Here is a 265-nt window from a genome sequence, read left to right on the forward strand (position 1 = left end):
GTCTGCATCGCTAGAGGACAGGATGTGCGCCATTTCCCCCAGGCGAAAACGGTCGAGCGAAGCATTGGCCAGGGCCAGCAGCCGGACCCGCTGCAGCCAGTTGTTCTGTATGTCGGCAGCCTGGGACTGCACTTCGCCGATCTGCTTGAGGGCGAACAGACCGAGAAACACACTCAGTGACGCAATAGCAGCGAAGCCGATGAAGGCCCTGGCTGCGATTCTTATATTTCTCAGGAACATGGGATTGTCGCTCGGGCTGGAGACG

The 265-nt window shown here is 58.9% G+C and carries 1 pseudogene; it reads right to left on the reverse strand.

Going from position 1 to position 265, the window contains the following annotated elements:
• Window positions 1-240: pseudogene (locus SB764_RS41120) on the reverse strand (hypothetical protein); the annotation flags it as partial.
• Window positions 241-265 lie beyond the last annotated feature (25 nt).

Origin of the sequence: Paraburkholderia sp. SIMBA_027 (assembly GCF_046535315.1) — a bacterium.
In the GTDB taxonomy this organism is placed as follows: Bacteria; Pseudomonadota; Gammaproteobacteria; order Burkholderiales; family Burkholderiaceae; genus Paraburkholderia; species Paraburkholderia tropica.